This window comes from Micromonospora lacuserhaii (assembly GCF_036902735.1).
Classification (GTDB): domain Bacteria; phylum Actinomycetota; class Actinomycetes; order Mycobacteriales; family Micromonosporaceae; genus Micromonospora.
On the sequence record NZ_JBAKHO010000035.1, the window covers coordinates 23,723 to 39,526 of the forward strand.

The 15,804-nt window shown below is 72.7% G+C and carries 19 protein-coding genes and 1 pseudogene; 13 read left to right on the forward strand and 7 right to left on the reverse strand.

Annotated features, from left to right (window positions below; translation table 11 throughout):
* Positions 1–103 precede the first annotated feature (103 nt).
* Positions 104–352, forward strand: a complete 249-nt coding sequence (locus V6U81_RS20365) for a hypothetical protein (RefSeq protein WP_334491445.1) — start codon at positions 104–106, stop codon at positions 350–352.
* A 26-nt stretch (positions 353–378) separates the two neighbouring features.
* On the opposite strand, the gene V6U81_RS20370 is transcribed toward V6U81_RS20365, so the two are convergent.
* Positions 379–1,224 carry a hypothetical protein gene (locus V6U81_RS20370; protein WP_334491446.1) on the reverse strand — a complete coding sequence of 282 codons (846 nt, stop codon included), beginning with the start codon at positions 1,222–1,224 and terminating at the stop codon, positions 379–381.
* Between the two features lie 231 nt (positions 1,225–1,455).
* Here V6U81_RS20370 and V6U81_RS20375 point away from each other — a divergent pair, with 231 nt between their 5' ends.
* On the forward strand, positions 1,456–2,172 hold the full coding sequence (locus V6U81_RS20375) for a hypothetical protein (protein WP_334491447.1): 717 nt from the start codon (positions 1,456–1,458) through the stop codon (positions 2,170–2,172).
* A 176-nt stretch (positions 2,173–2,348) separates the two neighbouring features.
* Here V6U81_RS20375 and V6U81_RS20380 read toward each other — a convergent pair whose 3' ends face one another.
* Positions 2,349–2,651, reverse strand: a complete 303-nt coding sequence (locus V6U81_RS20380) for a helix-turn-helix transcriptional regulator (RefSeq protein WP_334491448.1) — start codon at positions 2,649–2,651, stop codon at positions 2,349–2,351.
* 65 nt (positions 2,652–2,716) lie between these two features.
* On the opposite strand from V6U81_RS20380, the gene map reads away from it, so the two are divergent.
* Together map and V6U81_RS20390 are read left to right on the forward strand one after the other, a co-directional pair.
* Positions 2,717–3,499, forward strand: a complete 783-nt coding sequence (map, locus tag V6U81_RS20385) for a type I methionyl aminopeptidase (protein WP_334491449.1) — start codon at positions 2,717–2,719, stop codon at positions 3,497–3,499.
* 34 nt (positions 3,500–3,533) lie between these two features.
* Positions 3,534–3,902 (forward strand): nitroreductase/quinone reductase family protein, encoded by a 369-nt coding sequence (locus V6U81_RS20390; protein ID WP_334491450.1) that lies wholly within the window; start codon positions 3,534–3,536, stop codon positions 3,900–3,902.
* 88 nt (positions 3,903–3,990) lie between these two features.
* On the opposite strand, the gene V6U81_RS20395 is transcribed toward V6U81_RS20390, so the two are convergent.
* Positions 3,991–4,797, reverse strand: coding sequence for a GNAT family N-acetyltransferase (locus V6U81_RS20395; RefSeq protein ID WP_334491451.1), 807 nt, complete (start codon positions 4,795–4,797; stop codon positions 3,991–3,993).
* A gap of 275 nt (positions 4,798–5,072) precedes the next feature.
* Positions 5,073–5,633 carry an NADPH-dependent FMN reductase gene (locus V6U81_RS20400; RefSeq protein WP_334491452.1) on the reverse strand — a complete coding sequence of 187 codons (561 nt, stop codon included), beginning with the start codon at positions 5,631–5,633 and terminating at the stop codon, positions 5,073–5,075.
* A gap of 450 nt (positions 5,634–6,083) precedes the next feature.
* On the opposite strand from V6U81_RS20400, the gene V6U81_RS20405 reads away from it, so the two are divergent.
* Positions 6,084–6,716, forward strand: coding sequence for a VOC family protein (locus V6U81_RS20405; RefSeq protein ID WP_334491453.1), 633 nt, complete (start codon positions 6,084–6,086; stop codon positions 6,714–6,716).
* A 72-nt stretch (positions 6,717–6,788) separates the two neighbouring features.
* Here the strand turns inward: V6U81_RS20405 and V6U81_RS20410 are convergent, their stop codons facing one another.
* The gene (locus V6U81_RS20410) at positions 6,789–7,253 is read right to left on the reverse strand and encodes a carboxymuconolactone decarboxylase family protein (RefSeq protein WP_334491454.1); all 465 of its coding nucleotides are present in this window, start codon (positions 7,251–7,253) and stop codon (positions 6,789–6,791) included.
* Between the two features lie 147 nt (positions 7,254–7,400).
* Here V6U81_RS20410 and V6U81_RS20415 point away from each other — a divergent pair, with 147 nt between their 5' ends.
* Positions 7,401–8,267, forward strand: coding sequence for a sigma-70 family RNA polymerase sigma factor (locus V6U81_RS20415; RefSeq protein WP_334491455.1), 867 nt, complete (start codon positions 7,401–7,403; stop codon positions 8,265–8,267).
* Between the two features lie 51 nt (positions 8,268–8,318).
* On the opposite strand, the gene V6U81_RS20420 is transcribed toward V6U81_RS20415, so the two are convergent.
* Complete coding sequence (locus V6U81_RS20420) at positions 8,319–9,221, reverse strand: DUF11 domain-containing protein (protein ID WP_334491456.1); 903 nt, start codon at positions 9,219–9,221, stop codon at positions 8,319–8,321.
* Between the two features lie 118 nt (positions 9,222–9,339).
* Positions 9,340–10,167: a VHL beta domain-containing protein gene (locus V6U81_RS20425; RefSeq protein ID WP_334491457.1), complete on the reverse strand. Its 828-nt coding sequence runs from the start codon at positions 10,165–10,167 to the stop codon at positions 9,340–9,342.
* A 393-nt stretch (positions 10,168–10,560) separates the two neighbouring features.
* On the opposite strand from V6U81_RS20425, the gene ssd reads away from it, so the two are divergent.
* From ssd to V6U81_RS20460, 7 genes and pseudogenes are all read left to right on the forward strand, one after another.
* Positions 10,561–11,664, forward strand: coding sequence for a septum site-determining protein Ssd (gene ssd / locus V6U81_RS20430; RefSeq protein ID WP_334491458.1), 1,104 nt, complete (start codon positions 10,561–10,563; stop codon positions 11,662–11,664).
* Positions 11,661–12,875, forward strand: coding sequence for a TadA family conjugal transfer-associated ATPase (locus tag V6U81_RS20435; protein ID WP_334491459.1), 1,215 nt, complete (start codon positions 11,661–11,663; stop codon positions 12,873–12,875). The genes ssd and V6U81_RS20435 overlap by 4 nt, the downstream gene beginning before the upstream one ends.
* A 5-nt stretch (positions 12,876–12,880) precedes the next feature.
* Positions 12,881–13,816, forward strand: a pseudogene (locus V6U81_RS20440) (hypothetical protein); the annotation flags it as partial.
* Between the two features lie 90 nt (positions 13,817–13,906).
* Entirely contained in the window at positions 13,907–14,542 is a 636-nt protein-coding gene (locus V6U81_RS20445; RefSeq protein ID WP_334491483.1) for a type II secretion system F family protein, read from the forward strand.
* Between the two features lie 25 nt (positions 14,543–14,567).
* Complete coding sequence (locus V6U81_RS20450) at positions 14,568–14,735, forward strand: DUF4244 domain-containing protein (protein ID WP_120727603.1); 168 nt, start codon at positions 14,568–14,570, stop codon at positions 14,733–14,735.
* Entirely contained in the window at positions 14,732–15,100 is a 369-nt protein-coding gene (locus V6U81_RS20455) for a TadE family type IV pilus minor pilin (protein ID WP_334491461.1), read from the forward strand. Before V6U81_RS20450 ends, V6U81_RS20455 begins: the two co-directional genes overlap by 4 nt.
* Positions 15,097–15,651: an Rv3654c family TadE-like protein gene (locus V6U81_RS20460; protein ID WP_334491462.1), complete on the forward strand. Its 555-nt coding sequence runs from the start codon at positions 15,097–15,099 to the stop codon at positions 15,649–15,651. Before V6U81_RS20455 ends, V6U81_RS20460 begins: the two co-directional genes overlap by 4 nt.
* The last annotated feature ends 153 nt before the right edge of the window (positions 15,652–15,804 follow it).

The following is a 15,804-nucleotide window of genomic DNA, read 5'->3' on the forward strand; positions in this document are numbered from 1 at the left end:
CGGCTGCCGGCGTGTCTAGTCCCACCACATGCTTGACGGTTGATCTAGGTTGTTTGATGCGACCTTGCGGGTCGCTGTCGCAGCTGAGGCGAGAGAAGACCGCGTGGTGAGTGTCGATCCTGTGTTGAAGGCTGCCCTGCGCCAGCTCCGCAGCGTGCGATCGCAGCGCCCGGCTGATCCTGCTGATCCTTATGAACTCGCTGAGTGGCGCGAAGCGATGGCTTGGGCCCTGGATGAACTGGCCCAGGTCTTGCTCTTCGAGGAAGACCGAACCCGTGCTCGCATGGAAGCAGAGGCTGCCCGTGCCGAGGCAGCGCAGCTGCGTGCGGGGCACACCGGCCATGCATCGTGAGGCGGAGTCGGCAGAGAGTCTGCAGGTCAAAAATGCCCCTGCGGCCACCCGGGATGGACATCGATCCCGATTTTCGCTGTGGTGGGGTCTACCGCCTCGATGGAGAAGCAGTGGGCGCCCCAGTCGACGAAGCGGAGGACTGGAAGGAGACCGCCGACCGGCTCGCACTCCTTCGACCAGCCGTGGTCGTGGAGTTGTCGGCGTAGCTGGCGGACGGGATCACCGCCAGCCCTCTCACGAGTCAGGGTCAGCGTCAGCCCATAGCAGCCGCCGCTTCCACAACTGTTCTGCTCGTCGAGGACAGTCCACCCGTCGGGCAGCGGCAGTACCTCCGCACGGTAGGGCTCGACCTTCGCCTCGGCCTCCGCGCCGTCGCCCAGAGCGAGCTGGTAGGCCGCCCACGCGGAGAAGACCGCTGCCGCCAGCATGGCAGCGGTGCCAAGACGAGCAGGCCAGCGCTTGTGATCTTTTTCTTCGTCAGCGGTCGTCGACACCCTGCGCTCTGAGCGCAACACGTACTCCTGCCAAGCGCCGACTACCAGGCAAATAGCGCCAGCGAGCCCCACGAACGGGATCCCCCAGTCGGCCATCGGCGGCCGGACCGGCCCGGCGAGGAAGACCTGCGACGTCAGATGCACTGCGGCCAGCACACCGAGCAGCGCCGCTCCGACCGGTAAGCCCCACCGCCGTGTGCGTGCCAACAGCAGCCAGGCGAACAGCGGCCCACACAGCAATGCCGTTGCCACGACGCCGAACCACGCCTCAGGCCAACCCAACCGATGCCACGGCGAGACCGAGACGACCGCAGCGCAATCAGCAAGCAGCAGCCAGCCGCGCCACTGCAGCCGGCCGACCGCGCTCAGGACACCCACAGGATCATCCTTCCCCACAGCCCAAGCCAAGCCAGGACGAGGCTGCGGGCCAGAAGATGGCTGCCGACTCGTAATGCGCAGATCAGGGCGACCCGCCGTGCGCTCCCTCCACTCAGGGCGACAGCACGCCACAATCGGGAGGGGGTGGTTGCTGTGTCCAGGCGAACGCAGAGACCTCCTCGCGGCTGGCAGTTCTGGCGCCAAGCGTTCTGGACACGGCCGGCGCTCCTCGTGCTCTACGGCCTGCTGGCGGGCGTGCTCGGACTGTTGGCACTGGCCGAGGTCCCAGACGGCATCCGCGACGCGGTCGCCATGCGGCGAGCCGTGGAGTGCCCCGCCTGGATCACGCGTGTGGAGCCGGATGTCGATCCACCGAAGGGCTGTCTCGAGCGCATCCCGGTCACCTTGTCCGGCCCCTGGCATAGCCGTGGCCCCGGCAGCAACTGGCACCTGATGGTGGAGCAGGACGCTGAGTTTGTCTTCTTTGCCGAGACCGTCGTCCCCACCTCGGGCAGCCGCAAACTCAGCGGCGACGCAGAGGCGGAAGCGTTGCTGTGGGAGGGCACCCCGGTCGCGATCGAACTGCCGGGCGGCGGTCGGGTGGAGACCGAGGCCTGGGGCCACCGCGGCTGGCTGCAGACGCTGTTCCTCGGGATGTTCGCCGCCTCCGGCCTGCCCATGCTGGTCGAGGCTGCGCGGCTCAAGCGCCGTACGACCGACGGTTGGTGGTCAGTGCGCGGCGAAAAGGTGGGCTTCATGATATTGAGTCCGCTGATGGGGATCGCCTGCCTGCTGGCGGTCCCGTCGATGCTTGGGCTCATGCCGCTGATGCTTGGTCTGCGCCCGGAATGGGTGGCCGTGGTCGCCCTTCTCAGTCTCGGTCTCGTCGCATACGCCGCGATGAGAGTCGCGGGAGCAGTGCGGGGTCGTCCGGACGGCGACGATTGATCCGCCAGGGCTGGCGACCGTCGACTGTTGCCTCGTGAAGGAGTTCGGGCGCTCGTTGCTCACTGCTCGAGTCTTCGGTGCCGGCCCTCGCCCCGGTGCCCACACGCCCGTCTGGCCGGTCTGCGCCCAGGGGTTCTCTCTCGTCGGCAACTGCAACAAAGCTGCGGGGTCGAGACTTACGAGGCCAACCGCTCACCCGCGTGGCGACCTGATCTTGCGAGTTCGGCCCCGCCGGCTGACTGGTTGATCTCTGACCACACTGCATCGAGGGAGAGGCCGAGGACGCCGGCGATCGCAGCGATGGTCGGGAAGGCAGGGGTGGCTACGCGACCGGACTCGATCTTCCGAAGAGTCTCCGGCGAGACACCTGCGTCCAGCGCCGTACCGAGCATCGAACGCTCCCCCCTGGCTCGACGCAGGAGGGCGCCGAGGCGCTGTCCGCGCTCGACCTCTGCGGGAGTGAGCGGCAACCTGACCATGGCTCCGATTCTAGTACCGGGATAATATGGCCGGGATACTTATTGGCGCGCGAGGAAGGCGCTGCATGATCGAGATCCTGAGCCCCACAGACCTGCTGCGAGCGAAGGATGCCGGCGCGCTGGTCGCCGGCATCCTGCAGACACTGAAGAGCCGCAGCACGGTCGGCACAAACCTCTTGGACATCAACCTGTGGGCCCACAGCATGATCACCGAGGCCGGGGCGCAGTCCTGCTATGTCGACTATGAGCCGTCCTTCGGGCGCGGGCCGTTCGGCCACTACATCTGCACGTCGGTCAACGACGCCGTGCTCCACGGACTGCCGTACGACTACCCGCTTGCCAACGGCGACCTGCTGACGCTCGACCTCGCTGTCTCCACAGGCGGAGTTGTCGCTGACTCCGCCATCAGCTTCATTGTGGGCGACGTGAAGCCCCCGGAGAGCGTTGCGATGATCAACGCGACCGAGCGCGCATTGAGCGCAGGGATAGCCGCGGCCGGCCCCGGAGCTCGCATCGGTGACATCTCCCATGCCATCGGCTCGGTCCTCAGCGAGGCGGGATATCCGATCAACACCGAGTTCGGCGGTCATGGCGTCGGATCGACGATGCACCAGGACCCGCACGTCTCGAACACGGGGCGGCCCGGTCGCGGATACAGGCTGCGCCCTGGGCTGCTGCTGGCATTGGAGCCATGGGTCATGGCGGACACCGCCGAGCTCGTCACCGATCCCGATGGCTGGACACTCCGAAGCGCGACAGGCTGCCGGACGGCGCACAGTGAGCACACGATCGCTATCACCAACGACGGAGCCGAAGTTCTCACCTTGCCGAAGCAGGCGCAGCCGTAAGGTGACGGCCGCCGCACGTCATAGGCTCGCCCCCGTGTCCCCCAGCGACTTCGCCTACCTGACCACCGTCGGCCGGCGCAGCGGCCGTCCGCACACCATTGAGATCTGGTACGCGGAGCACGACGGCATCCGGTATCTGCTCTCCGGAAACGGGGACGCCGCCGACTGGGTCCGCAACCTGCGCCGGGAGCCGAGCGCCCGGTTGCGCCTCGGCGGTCTCCGCGAACTGCGGGACGACCTGCCCGGAACGGTCGCGGTGACCGCCCGGTTCGTGGCCGACCCGGCCGAGGACGCGCTTGCCCGGCGCCTGTTGGCGGCGAAATATCAGGGCTGGCGGGAGGGCGAGCAGCTCTCCGACTGGGCCGCAACCTCGCTGGTGGTCGCGTTGGACCTGACCGGCTGAGGCGACGTGCGTGACCGTTGGCCGGCATACGACAGGTCGGCCCGCTGACGAAACGTCCTGTCAGGCCGAATTGGAGTGAGTATCCCGCTCAGGTGGTCGGGCTCCATACCCACGGGGTGGTGGTACCCACGGCGTGCAGCCCCAGTCGTTGAAGAATCGGGCTGCTGTCCTTGGACGCGTCGACCAGGAGGTACTCGATGCCTCGGTCTGCGGCGATTTGCGCGCGGCAGGCGACCAGCGCACGGTAGATGCCTTTCCGGCGCCATTGCGCAAGGGTCGATCCACCCCAAAGCGCGGCGAACTCCGTGCCGGGAATGATGACCAGCCAGGCGGCCGACACGACCTCGCCTGCGGCCTCCGCGACGAGAACGACGATGTTCTCCGGGGCCGACTCGATGCGGTCGCGTAGGTCATCAGCCAGCCAGGACCAGTCGACGCCCCAGACCTCGGACTCCATGGCCGCGATCCGGCGCAGGTCGGCCAGGTCCGTCGTCGCGCGGATGACTACGCGGTTGGGGGCTTCGCCGGCGGCGGTCAGGTCGGCTGCCAGCCCGATGACGACCGTTTCCTCGTCCTCCGGCGCGAACCCGGCCAGCCGCAGTCGCTCGGTGAGATCCTGCCGGTCGTGGCCGTACGTCTTCCACTCGATCGCCTGGCCACGCGCCGCGGAGCGGTCACGCACCCGACCGATGAGCGCGTCTAGTTCCTTGACGCTGAGGCCATCGAGATTCTGAGCGAAGGCGAGTCCTCGCGCGGGGGTGGCGATCTGCAGGACGGGCCCGTCCCACGACGGCTTCCAGTTGTGCGGCAGCCGGGAGGCGATGGTGCCCCGTACCTGCTGGTCGTGCAAGTTCAGAAGTTCGCGCCGTGTCGTCATCACGGCGGAGAATGGCATCGGCGCTGCCGCTCGGCAAGCCGTTTCCGCCGTCCCTTTCTGCCGCGTCGACCGGCACCGAGGTGACTCTTGCTCCTCAGGGTCGGGGTTGGCGGGACACGCCTCGCCGCATGCGACGCCGTCGTCCGACGCGTCGCGGGCCGTCCCATGCGGCGGGCGTGACGTCTCGTACCCCTGCGAATTGAGCACCGGTCGGCCCGCCGCCAGCGCGGGCAAGCTGCTGGCTCAGCGGGCGGCGGCTGGGCTCCTGGCCTTCCGTGGGAGGCGTTGGTCCTCTACTTGGCGCGCAGCGGCGCCAGGGCCTGGCTCCAGGCCACGACCTGGTCGAGGGTGGCGTTCAGCGCGTCGCGCTGGAAGTCGTTGGGCTTGAAGACGCTGAAGTTCTCGAAGTCGGTGAAGAGCGAGAGCGACACCTGGGACCGCACGTCGGCCATCTGCAGCTCACCGGCGATCAGCCGCAGGTGCTCGACCGCCCGCGTGCCACCCACCGAGCCGTAGCTGACGAACCCCACGGCCTTGTTGTTCCACTCGCCGTAGAGGAAGTCGATCGCGTTCTTCAGTGCCCCGGAGGTCGAGTGGTTGTACTCCGGCGTAACCATCACGAACCCGTCGAACGACGCGATCTTGTTGGCCCACTCCAGCGTGTGCGGCTGCTGGTACTGCCCCATCGACGGCGGGTACGCCTCGTCCAGGTGCGGCAGCTTGTAGTCGAGCAGGTCGACGAGCTCGAACTCGACATCCGTGCGCTGCTTGGCGACCTCGTGCACCCACTGCCCCACGGCGGCGCCGTTCCGTCCCGGCCGGGTGCTGCCGATGATGATTCCGATCCTGGTCATCTGCGGTTCCTCCTCGTGCAGGTCACATCTGGCCCTGCGTGACGAGGCAACGGTACGTCAAGTCATTGCTCGGTCAAGCAATTGGGAGGACCACGTGCCTACCGTCACAAGCGAACCCGACGGCATCGCAGGAAGGGGTACAACGGCCCCAATCCGGATGAGAGGACTTGGTCCGGTCTCCGAGGCCGCCGACGCGAACGCGCTCGGTGGGCGTCCCGGCCGGCGGTGGAGGCGATGCCGAGAACGAGGCATCCCGCAGGTGCGGAAGCAGTACCGTCGTCATCGAGACCCCGCCTCACCGGCGGCCTCCGTGGGTGCGACGACCCGCCTGATGCCTGGGCGCCCGGCCGTTGGCGCTGCACGGAGGCCAGGAGACCGATCGGGGAGTCCCGCTGGTACGACGCCGCCGGGGAAGCGCCTGATGCCCTGACTCAGCCCAGGGAGGCCGCGATGAGCACGACGAATGTCCGGAGCAAGGAAGCGAGCGGGACGACGAACGTCAAGAACGTCGACATGAAGCTCGAGGTGGTCGTCATTCCCGTCTCGGATGTCGACCGCGCAAAGGAGTTCTACGGGCGCCTCGGGTGGCGGCTCGACCAGACACCGCCCGGCATTGTCCAGTTCACGCCGCCCGGCTCCGGGTGCTCGGTCCAGTTCGGACCGAACCTCACGTCGGCCTCGCCCGGTTCGGCCAGCGAGTACCTGATCGTGTCCGACATCGAGGCGGCCCGGAACGCGCTGGTCGCCGCCGGTGTCGAGGTGAGCGAGATCTTCCACATCGGCCCCGGCGGCCCGGAGAGCGGTCTGGATCCCGAGCGGCGCAGCTATTTTTCGCGCGCCTCGTTCAGTGACCCTGACGGCAACAACTGGCTGGTCCAGGAGATCACGACCCGGCTTCCCGGGCGCATCGAGGCTGCCGCCACCTCGTTCGGGTCGGCGAGCGACCTGGCGAGCGCGCTTCGGCGGGCGGCGACCGCCCACGGCGAGCACGAGAAGCGCATTGGTGAGGCGGACGCGAACTGGCCCGACTGGTACGCGGAGTACATGGTGCGCGAGCAGACAGGCGCGGATCTGCCGAAGTAAGGCCCTACGAGCGCCCTGACAGGGCTCGGGCGACGGCTTGCCACCGCCGCCCGAGCCGCTGTCGGTGCCTGCTCAGCCCCAGTTCTGCGGTGCGGGCTGGCGGGTCGTGGCGTTCAGCCGGTTGAAGAAGTTGGTGGTGGCGAGCCAGAGCACCACCGCGGCCAGTTCCTTCTCGTCAAAGTGCCGGGCGGCCTCGTCCCACACCTCGTCGGGCACCGGGTCGGCCCGGTCGGCGAGCCGGGTCGCGGCCTCGGCGAGCGCGAGCGCGGCCCGCTCCGCGTCGGTGAAGTACGGCGTCTCCCGCCAGGCCGCCAGCGCGAACAGTCGCTCCTCGGTCTCGCCGGCCTTCCGGGCGCCGCGGGCACCGGAGTCGACGCACGCGCTGCACCCGTTGATCTGGCTGGCCCGTAGATGGACGAGTTCCAGCGTGGTGGTGGGGACTCCGGCGGAGTGCGCCGCCTTGTAGAGCAGGTTGATCGCCTGCACCGCGTCGGGGAGCAGCGTCGCGGGGTTCTGCATGCGGGCCTGAATGGTCATCTGTCCATCCCGTCCTTCCTGTTACGCTGGCCGGCGCTCGTCGCCGTCGCGTTTCGTCCGTCACCGAGATGTCGACAGAGGGACGAATGACGTGACAGATGTGACCGCCATCACGCCGAGGCGGACGGCAGCCAGGATTGCGATGCCATGACCGACAACGACCTGCTGGCTGAGCGCTTCGAGGAGCAGCGTCCCCGGCTGCGGTCCGTGGCCCAGCGGATGCTCGGCTCCCGGGCCGAGGCCGACGACGCTGTCCAGGACACCTGGCTGCGGCTGAGCCGCGCCGACGTCGACGCCATCGACAACCTGCCGGGCTGGCTCACCACAACCGTGGGACGGGTCTGCCTCGATCGGCTGGGCTCCAGTACCGCGCGGCACGAACGGCCCGCCGACGTGGCCGCAGACGAGCCGATCACGGCCGGGACCGGTGAGGTCGATCCGGAGGGGGAGGCGCTGCTCACCGAGTCGGTGGGCCGCGCGTTGGACGTGGTGCTGCGGACCCTCGGCCCCACCGAACGGCTGGTCTTCGTGCTGCACGACATGTTCGCGGTCTCCTTCGACAAGCTCGCGCCCGTCGTCGACCGCAGCCCGGCCGCCGTACGGCAGATCGCCAGTCGGGCCCGCCGTCGCGTACAGGGCGAACCGCCGACGCCGGAGACGGACCGTACCCGGCAGCGCGGGGTCGTGGAGGCGTTCCTCGCCGCGTCTCGCGAAGGGCGCTTCGACGACCTGCTCAGCCTGCTCGACCCACACGTCGTCCTGCGCTCCGACGCCGCGGCCGTCCAGATGGGTGGGGCCGGCGAGGTGCACGGCCGCTCCGCCGTGGCCGGCTTCTTCTCCGGACGCGCCCAGGCCGCCGTGCCGGCGTTCGTCGACGGGGCACCGGGCGCGGTGGTGGCCGTGGGCGGCCGCACCCGCATCGTGATGAGCTTCGTGGTCACCGACCGGATCATCGGCATCGAGGTGGTGGCCGACCCGGACCAGATCGGTGCCATCGAGTTGGTCGTGGACTGACCGGCGGCCCCGGCGCCGGGGTGACCCGACGCCGGGGCCGCGGGTGCCCGGTCAGGCGATGGTGATGCTCGCCTGGGCGCTGTTGTCGCCGAGGTTGTCCTCCGGCGAGTTGGTGGAGACCGACGCGCTCACCCGCACGGTGTCCCCCGGGGTGCCGGAGGTGACGGTCGCGGTCAGGTAGAGGGTGTCCGCCTGCCAGCCGCTGACGAGCTGGTAGAGGGTGCACCGCCACTGCGGCCCACCGAGCGCCGGGTCGTCCACGAAGTCGCAGTACCAGGGGCCGTTCGGGGCCTCCGACACCCGGGTGAAGCCGGCCGGCAGCGGCACCGTGACATAGACCTCCTGGGCCGTCATGTTGCCGCTGTTCGCCACGTCCAGGGCGATGTCCACCGTGTCACCCACCCGGACCTGCGCCGGGGCGGAGAGCTGGGTGAGCGCCAGGTCGGTCACGCCACGGATGTAGCTGATCGTCGCCGTGCCGGTGTTGTTGGCCAGGGAGGATTCGTTGCTGGTCGTGGACGCGGTGGTGGTGACCGTCGCGGTCTCGCCGACCTGCCCGCCCGGGAAGGAGACGTAGAAGCGCAGCCGGGGAGCGGTCGCGCCGGCGGCCAGGGAACCGTACGTGCAGCTCAGGGTCGTCCGGAAGTCGCACTGCCAGCCGGCCGGGACGGAGTTGCCGTCGGTGAACCAGGCACCGGACGGCAGGGCGTACCGGAGGGTAATGTCCGCGGCGGACCTGGTGCCGGCGTTGCGGACCTCGACCTGGACGGCCGCCCCGCCGCCCACGTCCACCACGGTCGTCGGGTCGGCGGAGGCGGTGACGGCCAGGTCGGCGCGGCTGGGCGCGGCGAGAGCCGGCGCGGCGGGCACCGTCGCGGCCAGCAGGGCGCCGAGAACGCCGAGTGCGACGCGGGCGCTCAGGGTGTGTCGTCGGGCAGAAGAGGAGAAGGGCATCGATACCTCGGTGCGCGGAGGGGCCGGTCCACAAGGGGCCGGCGGAACGGTCCGCCCGTCCCGATGATCAAGCGGTGTCGGCCGAAAGGGCGTTACAGGATCGATCCCGGCGCAGTCCTCATCGGACGACGGCCTTCTTCGTCTCGGGCGCGGGCAGGAAGCAGACCAGCGCCGTGCCGCCCGCGTCGGTGACCACCCAGGGGTGGCCCACGTAGGTCTGTTGCCGGTATCCCTGGCCGGCCTCCAGCACCGCGTACGGCTGCCGCTGGCCGCCGTAGTCGAGCCAGTAGACGACGACCTGCGAGCCGCGTGCGTTGACGAAGTCGATGAAGGTCTCCGGGCCGCCGCTGCTGGAGCGCAGCGCCGGCTCCTGGGACGGGGGCATCGGTTGCAGCTCGTCCGGCCGCGGCTGGGCGACCGGCGACCTGGTGGCCGGGGGCTTCGGTGGCGTGGTCGACGGGCTGGGGCGGCTGGTCGTACCGCCGGCCGGCCGGGTGGGCCGCTGGGTCGGCGGCCGGGGCGGCAGCGCGGCCCGAGTGGAGAGGGAGACCGGCGCGGGGGAGAACATCACGTTCGGGGTGGGGCTCTCCAGGCCGACGACTTCGGAGTCCGCTGCCCCGGTCGAGGGTGCCGAGGGAGCCGCGCCGTCCTCGGCCGGCTCCGGACCCGACCAGAACGGGGAGAGGGCGAAGACCAGGGTGGCGAGCACCCCGACCGCCACGCAGGCCAGCACCAGCGTCCGCCCCGGGCCGCCGGGAGCCGGGTCCCACCGGGGGCCGGGAGCGGACCGGCCCACCACCGGCGAGGGCTCGGCCCGGTGCCGGCCGTCGTGGTCGACCGTCGAGGGGTACGACGGCAGCCCCTCGCGGCGGCGCGACCCCGGCAGTCGACCGCCGATGCGCAGGGTCGGATCGGTGCGGTGGGTGTCGTCGGGTGAGTCGGCCATGGCCCGTTTCCGAGAGCGCGGTGCCACCTCGACGGCGGCGTGGGGTCCGATTATCGGCGCACGGCGTCGCATGTCGTCAATGGTTCCCGAGGTGGAACATGCCGACCGTACGCGGGCCGTTTCGCGGCCCCGCCCCGCCGACCGTGATCTACGCGGGGTCGGTCGGCCATTTGTTCGGTGTGGACGCCGGGACGATGTAACGGTGCGGCTCCCCGGGGCGCTTCCGGCAATTTGTCGAGTGTGGACCGTGTCGCCCACATAGCAGATCCGCCGGGTGTCGCGGTGGTTGTCCACAGGGCGGCCCGTTGTCCACAGGCGGGACCTACGGGCCGCCGGAGCGGCAGGGTCGCGCGGCAGGGTCGCGGTCAGCACCCCTGACTGCTGGAGGCCGGCATGCCATCGCGTACCTCGATTCCACCGCACCTTCGGCTTCCGCTGGTGGTCACCTCCGACGGTGACCTGCTCGACGAGTTGCTGCGGCTCGCCGCAGCCGGCGGCACCGAGGTCGAGCTGGCCGCCGATCCCGCCGCCGCCCGGGCCCGCTGGGTGCCGGCGCCGCTGGTGCTGGTCGGCGCCGACCAGGCCCAGGCCTGCCTGCGGGCCCGCCTGCCCCACCGACCGCGCACCGTGCTGGTCGGCCGCTCCGGGCAGCTCGACCCCGGCTGGGAGATCGCCGAGCTGATCGGCGCCCAGCACGTCGCCGCCCTCCCCGCCGCCGAACCGTGGCTGGTCGACCGGTTCACCGAGTGCGGGCACGAACGGCCGCCGGGCGGACCGGCCCGCACGGTCGCCGTGCTGGGTGGTCGGGGCGGCGCCGGCGCGAGCGTCCTCGCCGGCGGCCTCGCGGTCACCGCCGCCCGGGCGCACCTGCGCACCCTGCTGGTCGACGCGGACCCGCTCGGCGGCGGGCTGGACCTCGTGCTCGGCTGGGAGGAGCTGGACGGCCTGCGCTGGCCGGCGCTCACCGACGCGGACGGCCGGGTCGACGCGCCCGCCCTGGTGCACGCCCTACCCAACCGAGGTGACCTGGTGGTGCTCTCCTGGGACCGCGGCGACCTGCTCGACCTGCCGGCCCAGGCGATGGCCGCCACCGTCGACGCCGCCCGTCGGGGCCGGGACTTCGTGGTGATCGACGTGCCCCGCCAGCTCGACGACGCGGCCGTGGTCGCGTTGCAGGCGGCCGACCAGACCTATCTCGTCGTACCGGCCGAGCTGCGGGCCACCGCGGCGGCCGCCCGGGTCGCCGCGGCGGTGGCACCGCACTGCACGTCGCTCGGGGTGATCGTGCGCGGTCCCGCACCGGGCCGGTTGAAGGCGGCCGAGGTGGCGCGCGCCCTCGGCCTGCCGCTCGCCGGCACGCTGCGGCCCGAGCCGGCGCTGTGCCGGGGGCTGGAACGCGGCGAGGCGCCGGCGGGTGCCGGGCGTGGCCCGCTCGCCGCCCTCTGCCGGCGGATCGTCGCCGAGCTGACCGGCCTGCCGGTGCCGGGCGCGGCATGACCGGCCAGCCTGACGAGCTCTCCGCCCGGGTCCGGCAGCGGATCGCCGGCACCGCCGCCCCGGTCACCCCGGCCACGATCGTCTCCGCCGTACGCGCCGAGCCGGGTGCCGCCGTGCTCGGCGACACCGCCGTGCTGCGGATGGCCGACCGGGTGCACGACGACCTGGTGGGCGCCGGTCCGCTCGCTCCGCTGCTGGCCGACCCGCAGGTCACCGACGTGCTCGTGAACGGCACCCGGGTGTGGGTGGACCGGGGCGACGGCCTGCGCCAGGTCGCCGTGCCGCTCGGGTCGGTCGATGACGTACGCCGGCTGGCGCAGCGGCTCGCCGCCGGCGCCGGCCGCCGGCTCGACGACGGCTCCCCGTACGCCGACGCGCGGCTGCCGGACGGCACCCGACTGCACGCCGTGCTGCCCCCGGTGGCCACCGATGGTCCCTACATCTCCCTGCGCACCTTCCGGCAGCGCCCGTTCACCCTCGACGAGCTGGTACGCCAGGGCACCGTGCCCCGGCCGATGGCGCCGTTGCTGGCCGCCGTGGTGGCCGCCCGACTGGCGTACCTGGTCACCGGTGGCACCGGATCGGGCAAGACCACCCTGCTCAACACGCTGCTCGGTCTGGTCCCGGACACCGAGCGGATCGTGCTGGTGGAGGACGCCGCTGAGCTGCGCCCGGTGCACCCGCATGTGGTGGGGCTTCAGGCCCGGACCGCCAATGTGGAGGGATCGGGGGCGGTGGGGCTGAGCGAGCTGGTCCGGCAGGCGCTGCGGATGCGGCCCGACCGACTGGTGGTCGGGGAGTGCCGGGGCGGGGAGGTGGTCGACCTGCTGGCCGCGTTGAACACCGGCCACGAGGGCGGGGCGGGGACGCTGCACGCGAACGCGCCGGCCGACGTACCGGCCCGGTTGGAGGCGCTCGGACTGCTCGGCGGACTGCCCCGGGCCGCGCTGCACGCCCAGGTCGTGGCCGCTCTTCAGGTGGTGCTCCAGGTCCGGCGGTCTTCCCGGGGCCGGGTGCTGGAGTCGGTCTGTCTCCTGCTGCCCGAGGGTCCCGACCGGCTGGTCACCGTGGTCCCGGCCTGGATCCGGGGGCGCGGTATCGGGCTGGCCGGGCGAGCGCTGGCCGTGCTGCTGCGCGATCGCGGCGTGCCGGTGCCGCCGATCCTCTCCGAACCGTGGCCCGGCTCGGCAGGCTCGGCAGGCTCGGCATGACTGGCATGACCGGCACGGTCTGGGCGGTGGCGGCGCTCGTGATCGGCGCCGCCGCGGTGGTGGCCTGGCCGCTGCGCAGTGCCCGTCGGCGGCGCCGCGCCGTGCTCCGGGCCACCGGGCCGAACTCTTCCGCCGGGTGGACGCCTCTGTCGTTGCGGGTCGGCGAGCCACCGGCCACCCGGCCGCCCGGGCGCCGCGACTCCCGCCGCCCGGTCACGGCACCGGGGCCCCTCCTCGTCGCCAATCGGCCTGCTGAGCCGTCGGTGGGCGAGCGGCCGGGGCCGCGCCCGCCGCTGGTCGACCTGCTGCTCCAGCGTCCCCGCCGGACCCTGCCGCTGGTCGGGGTGGTGGGTGCGACCGTCGGCGGGCTCACCGGCGGGCCGGTGGCGGCGGTCGTGCTGACCGGGTACGGCGTGCTCGGTGCCCGCGCCCTGCTCCGGCGGCGGGCCGGGCGGTCCGCCGAACACGCCCACCGCCGCCGGCTGGACCAGCTCTGTGCGCTCGCCGCCGATCTGCGGGCGGGCCTGCCCGTACCGGCCCCGGACACCGTCCGCCCCGAACTCGGCGAGGCCGGCCGGCCGCCCGGGACCGACCCGCCGCTCGGGAGCGAACGGACGGCCGGAACGGACCGGCTGGACCGGTTGACCGGTGCCGCGGTCCGGCTCGCCGACCGGACGGGCGCGCCCGTCGCCGAACTCCTGGAACGCATCGAGGCCGACGCCCGCGCGGTCGACCGGGGACGGGCCGCCGCGTCCGCGCAGGCCGCCGGCGCCCGCGCCACCGCACTGCTGCTCGCCGCCCTGCCGCTCGGCGGGATCGGCCTCGGCTACGGCATCGGCGCCGATCCGGTGGCGGTGCTGCTGCACACCCCGGTCGGTGCGGCCAGCGCCGTCACCGCGATGGGCCTGCAGATCGCCGGCCTGCTCTGGGCCGAGCGGCTCGGCCGGGGACCGGGCGGGAGCGGACCGGCGCCGGGCGGGAGCGGCCGGGCGCCGGGCGGAAACGGGCGTGAGGCTGCGGGGTCCGGTGAGTTGCCCGAGGGTGGCGCCGGGTCGTCGGGTCGGCCGCGCTGGCGGCCGGACCGGATCCGGGCGGGTGCGGCCCTGGCCGGGGTGGCGGTGGCGCTGCTGGTCGGCGGCTGGACCGGTTGCCTGGTCGGGGCGGTCGCCGCCCTGGTGGCGGAGCGCCTGCTCCGGCGGATGGAACCGCCGGCCAGCCGGGAGCGCCGGCTGCGGGAGGCCGCCGACCTGCCGCTCGCCGCGGACCTGCTCGCGGCGGCGTTACGCGCCGGGGCACCGGTGGACCGGTCTGTGCTGGCGGTGGCGGAGGCGCTCGGCGGGCCGCTGGCCGAGCGCCTGCACCGGGTCGGCCGGACCCTGCGGCTCGGCGGTGGTCCGGAGGAGGCGTGGGCACAGTTGGGGCCGGCGCCGGGCGCGCAGCGCATGGTCACGGCCGCCCTGCGATCCTCCCGCAGCGGGGCCGCCCTGGCCGGGGCGCTGACCCGCGTCGCCGACGACCTGCGCGCCGACCGGTCCATCGCCGCCGAGGCATCCGCCCGCCGGGCGGGCGTGCTGATCGTGCTGCCGCTGGGGCTCTGCTTCCTGCCGGCCTTCATTCTCGCCGGCCTGGTGCCGGTGATCGTCGCCGTCCTCGGCGACGTGCTCTGACAACCGATCGAGAAGGGGAACCTCCATGCGCAGACTCATCGCCCGGCTCCGCGGGGACGCCGGGATGAACACCGCCGAATACGCCGTCGGCACGCTCGCCGCGGTCGCCTTCGCGGGCATCCTGCTCAAGGTGCTCACCTCCGGCAACGTGCAGTCCGCGTTGACCGCCGTCATCGACCGGGCGTTGAAGTGAGCCCGCGCCGGTGGGCCGGTCGGGACCGGGGTTCGTTCACCGCCGAGCTGGCGGCCGGCCTGCCGGCGCTGCTCCTGCTGCTGCTCGCCGGTCTCACCGCCGTCGACGCCGTCACCACGAAAGCCACCTGCGTGGACGCCGCGCGGGAGGCGGCGCTCGCCGCCGCTCGGGGCGGAGACGGCACGGCGGCGGGAAGCCGACTCGCGCCGCCCGGCGGCACCGTCTCCGTCTCGGTCGACGACGACCGGGCCACCGCGACGGTACGGGCGCCCGTCCGTGCCCTCGGCGCGCGGTTGCCCCGGCTCACCGTGACGGCCACCGCGGTCTCCGCCGTCGAACCCGGCGCATCGGCCGCCCAGCCGTGACCGGCCGGGAGCGGGTCGACCGCAACGTCGACCTCCACGCCACCGCCCCCTCCGCCCCCACCGCCCCCACCGCCCGCGCCGCCCGCGCCGCCCGCGCTGCCCGCGCCGCGGGTCGCCGGACCGGGCCCGACGGGCCACCTCGGGTAGCGGCGCCGGCAGGCCATGCCGATCGTCGGGACCGGGGCGGCGCCACCGTGTGTCTGCTCGCGGTCGGGCTGGTGGTGGTCCTGTTCGGCCTCGCCGGCGCGGCGGTCGGTGCCGCCCGGGTCGCCCGGCACCAGGCCCGGGTGGCGGCGGACTTCGGTGCGCTCGCCGGGGCCGGGTGGGCGTTGCGCGGACCGGAGGCGGCCTGCGCGTCGGCCGACGAGCTGGTCCGGGCGAACGGCGCCACGCTCACCGGATGCCGGGTGGACGGGCTGGACGTGCTGGTCACCGTCGAAGTGGCGGTCACCCCGCTACCCGGCCTGCGACGGGTGGCTGTCGCCACCGCCCGGGCCGGCCCGGTCCGGTCCGCGGCTGAACTGCGGCGGGACCACGTCGGCGACCGGTGATGGCGCGGACGGGCGGCGGAACGAACCCGCCCGGTTTGCGGCTGACCGCGATCGCGGGGCGCCGACGTCGCGGGTGGAAGCGGTGGCGGGGGAGGTGCGGACGGCCGGGAGGCGACCCGTTCCGCGGGTCGACCGGTGAACCGGTCGGCCCAG

Bases quoted from the DNA above. Each gene is read 5' to 3' on its own strand.
- V6U81_RS20380 (WP_334491448.1), bottom strand. From the start codon at position 2,651: ATGGTCAGGTTGCCGCTCACTCCCGCAGAGGTCGAGCGCGGACAGCGC.
- map (WP_334491449.1), top strand. From the start codon at position 2,717: ATGATCGAGATCCTGAGCCCCACAGACCTGCTGCGAGCGAAGGATGCC.
- V6U81_RS20395 (WP_334491451.1), bottom strand. From the start codon at position 4,797: ATGCCATTCTCCGCCGTGATGACGACACGGCGCGAACTTCTGAACTTG.
- V6U81_RS20400 (WP_334491452.1), bottom strand. From the start codon at position 5,633: ATGACCAGGATCGGAATCATCATCGGCAGCACCCGGCCGGGACGGAAC.
- V6U81_RS20405 (WP_334491453.1), top strand. From the start codon at position 6,084: ATGAGCACGACGAATGTCCGGAGCAAGGAAGCGAGCGGGACGACGAAC.
- V6U81_RS20410 (WP_334491454.1), bottom strand. From the start codon at position 7,253: ATGACCATTCAGGCCCGCATGCAGAACCCCGCGACGCTGCTCCCCGAC.
- V6U81_RS20415 (WP_334491455.1), top strand. From the start codon at position 7,401: ATGACCGACAACGACCTGCTGGCTGAGCGCTTCGAGGAGCAGCGTCCC.
- V6U81_RS20420 (WP_334491456.1), bottom strand. From the start codon at position 9,221: ATGCCCTTCTCCTCTTCTGCCCGACGACACACCCTGAGCGCCCGCGTC.
- V6U81_RS20425 (WP_334491457.1), bottom strand. From the start codon at position 10,167: ATGGCCGACTCACCCGACGACACCCACCGCACCGATCCGACCCTGCGC.
- ssd (WP_334491458.1), top strand. From the start codon at position 10,561: ATGCCATCGCGTACCTCGATTCCACCGCACCTTCGGCTTCCGCTGGTG.
- V6U81_RS20435 (WP_334491459.1), top strand. From the start codon at position 11,661: ATGACCGGCCAGCCTGACGAGCTCTCCGCCCGGGTCCGGCAGCGGATC.
- V6U81_RS20450 (WP_120727603.1), top strand. From the start codon at position 14,568: ATGCGCAGACTCATCGCCCGGCTCCGCGGGGACGCCGGGATGAACACC.